A 2,957-nucleotide genomic window follows, 5' to 3' on the forward strand; every position below is an offset into this window, starting at 1 on the left:
CATTGCAGGCGGCCCTGGGCCCGCGCGTGCAGACCCGCGCCGTGGACAGCGTGCCCGAGGGCCCCGACGCCGAGCGCGTGCTGCGCGACCTGGCCGCCAGCGGCAACCAGCTGATCTTCACCACCAGCTTCGGCTACACCGAGTCCGTGATGCGCGTGGCGCGCGACTTCCCGCAGGTGAAGTTCGAGTCGGTCACGGGCTTCAAGCGCGCCGACAACGTGGCCACCTCGAATGCGCGCTACTACGAGGGCCGCTATCTGTCGGGCATTGCCGCAGGCCGTGCCAGCAAGACGGGCGTGGCCGGCTTCGTGGTCGGCTTTCCGATTCCCGAGGTGCTGCAAGGCATCAACGCCTTCACGCTGGGCATGCGCTCGGTCAATCCCAAGGCCACGGTCAAGGTGGTCTGGCTGGATACCTGGTTCGACCCGCCGCGCGAGCGCGATGCGGCCATGGCACTGTTCAACGGCGGCGTGGACGTGGTGTCCTTCCAGGTCGCATCCACCGCCGTGATGCAGGCCGCCCAGGAGCGCGGCCGCATGGCGATTGCCTACCACTCCGACATGCGCAAGGACGGGCCCGACGCCCAGTTGCTGGCCGTCACCCACCAGTGGGGCGACTACTACACGGCGCGCGCCAAAGCGGTGCTGGACGGCAGCTGGAAGAGCCAGGACACCTGGGGCGGCGTGCGCGAGGGCATGATCCGCGTGGAAGGCTTCGGCCCCAGGCTGCCGCCCGCCGTGCGCGAGGAAGTGCTGCAGCGCCAAAAGGACATGGCCCAGGGCCGCCTGCAGCCCTTCAAGGCCGGCGACCAGCCGGTGCGCGACAACCAGGGCCAGGTGCGCATTCCAGCCGGCAAGCAGCTGGACGATGCGCAGATCCTGCAGATGAACTGGCTGGTGGAAGGCGTGCAGGCCACCCTGCCCAAGTGAGGTGGGACCCCTGGCTGCCGCCCTGGCGTAAACCCTAGGGTGGCGCCTGCCGATGGCGCCTATAGCGCTGCGGATATGGCATCTGCCTGTCCGCCCGCTAAGCTTGGCGGCATGCAAATCTACCGTTCCTCATTGCTGCGTTTTGCCGACGATGGCCAGGCGCTCTACGACGAAGACGGCCTGCTGGCCGTCGCCCCGGATGACAGGGGGCAGCAGCGCGTCGTCGCCGCCGGCAGCTGGCAGGCGCTGCAGGCGCAGCTCACCGGCCAGCCGGGCGCCGAAGTCACCCATCTGCCGGGCCGCATCCTGGCACCGGGCTTCATCGACCTGCACATCCACTATCCGCAGACCGATGTGATCGGCGCGCCCGCCGCCGGCCTGCTGCCCTGGCTGGAGAAATACACCTTTCCGCACGAGTCGGCCTTTTGCGAACGCGCCCATGCCGACAGCGTGGCCGAGTTCTTCCTGGACGAGCTGCAGCGCAACGGCGTGACCACGGCGCTGGCCTTTGCCACCTCGCACCCGGGGTCGGTCGATGCGCTCATGGGCGCGTCGCAGGCGCGCGGCATGCGCATGATCACGGGCAAGGTCCTGCAGGACCGCCACAGCCCCGACGGCGTGCGCGACCAGACCGAGCAAAGCCTGATCGACACCGAAACCCTGATCCAGCGCTGGCATGGCGTGGACCGCCTGGGCTACGCGATCACGCCGCGCTTTGCCCCCACCAGCACGCACGAGCAGCTGCGCGGCGCGGGCGAGCTGGCCGCACGCTACGCCGATGTCTGGATCCAGTCGCACGTGGCCGAGAACCTGGACGAAGTGCGCTGGGTGGCCGAGCTCTTTCCGAAGGCCCGCAGCTACCTGTCGGTCTACGACGACTTCGGCCTGATGCGCGAGCGCGCCGTCTACGCGCACTGCATCCACCTGGACGATGAAGACCGCGCCCTGATGCGTGAACGCAGCACCGCCGCCGCCGTGAGCCCCACCAGCAACCTGTTCCTGGGCAGCGGCTTCTTCGACTTTGCGCGGGCCGACGCCGCGCAGTTCCTCTACGGCCTGGCCAGCGACGTGGGCGGCGGCATGAGCTTCAGCCCTTTCCGCACCATGCAGGCCGCCTACGTGGCGGGCCGCGAGGGCCAGACCAAGCAGGGCCTGAGCCTGTCGCCCGGCAATCTGTGGTGGCAGCACACGGCGGGCGCGGCGCGCGCATTGGGGCTGGCCGGCCAGGTGGGTAATCTGCAGCCGGGCTGCGAGGCCGACTTCGTGGTCATCAACCCGGCCTGCACGCCGCTGCTCGAGCGCAAGACCCGCCAGGCCGAGAGCCTGGACGAGCTGCTGTTCGCCATGATCATCCTGGGCGATGACCGCCTGATAGAGCGCACCGTCGTTTCTCAAGCAAAATAGCGCCTTTGCACCAGTGCCCGGCCGGGTGCTGGCGCCTGACAAGGACAGCTAGGGAACGAGGAATTGCCATGAGCATCAAGAGCGACAAGTGGATCCGTCGCATGGCCGAGGATCACGGCATGATCGAGCCTTTCGAGCCGGCCCAGGTTCGCAACGTCGATGGCCGCAAGATCATCAGCTACGGCACCAGCAGCTATGGCTACGACATCCGCTGCGCACCCGAATTCAAGGTGTTCACCAACATCCACAGCACCGTGGTGGACCCCAAGAACTTCGATGAAAAGAGCTTCGTCGATTTCGAGGGTGACAGCTGCATCATCCCGCCCAACAGCTTCGCGCTGGCGCGCACGGTCGAGTACTTCCGCATCCCGCGCAATGTGCTGACCATCTGCCTGGGCAAGAGCACCTACGCGCGCTGCGGCATCATCGTCAACGTCACGCCGTTCGAGCCCGAATGGGAAGGCTATGTGACGCTGGAGTTCTCCAACACCACGCCGCTGCCCGCCCGCATCTATGCCGGCGAGGGCTGCGCCCAGGTGCTGTTCTTCGAGAGCGATCCCGACGATGTCTGCGAGGTCAGCTACCGCGACCGTGGCGGCAAGTACCAGGGGCAGGTGGACGCGG

General features: G+C 67.6%; 3 protein-coding genes. All 3 read left to right on the top strand.

Going from position 1 to position 2,957, the window contains the following annotated elements; genetic code table 11:
• Positions 1 to 929 (top strand): BMP family ABC transporter substrate-binding protein (locus L995_RS07875; RefSeq protein ID WP_047470776.1); only part of this gene is annotated, 929 nt, incomplete at its 5' end.
• A 111-nt stretch (positions 930 to 1,040) separates the two neighbouring features.
• Complete coding sequence (gene guaD / locus L995_RS07880) at positions 1,041 to 2,333, top strand: guanine deaminase (RefSeq protein WP_047470779.1); 1,293 nt, start codon at positions 1,041 to 1,043, stop codon at positions 2,331 to 2,333.
• A 68-nt stretch (positions 2,334 to 2,401) separates the two neighbouring features.
• Positions 2,402 to 2,957 (top strand): dCTP deaminase (dcd, locus tag L995_RS07885; protein WP_047470781.1); only part of this gene is annotated, 556 nt, incomplete at its 3' end.

It is taken from the genome of Delftia sp. ZNC0008 (assembly GCF_000799035.1).
Lineage (GTDB): Bacteria > Pseudomonadota > Gammaproteobacteria > Burkholderiales > Burkholderiaceae_C > Comamonas > Comamonas tsuruhatensis.

Coding starts and splice junctions, on each gene's coding strand:
- guaD (WP_047470779.1), top strand. CDS start 1,041: ATGCAAATCTACCGTTCCTCATTGCTGCGTTTTGCCGACGATGGCCAG.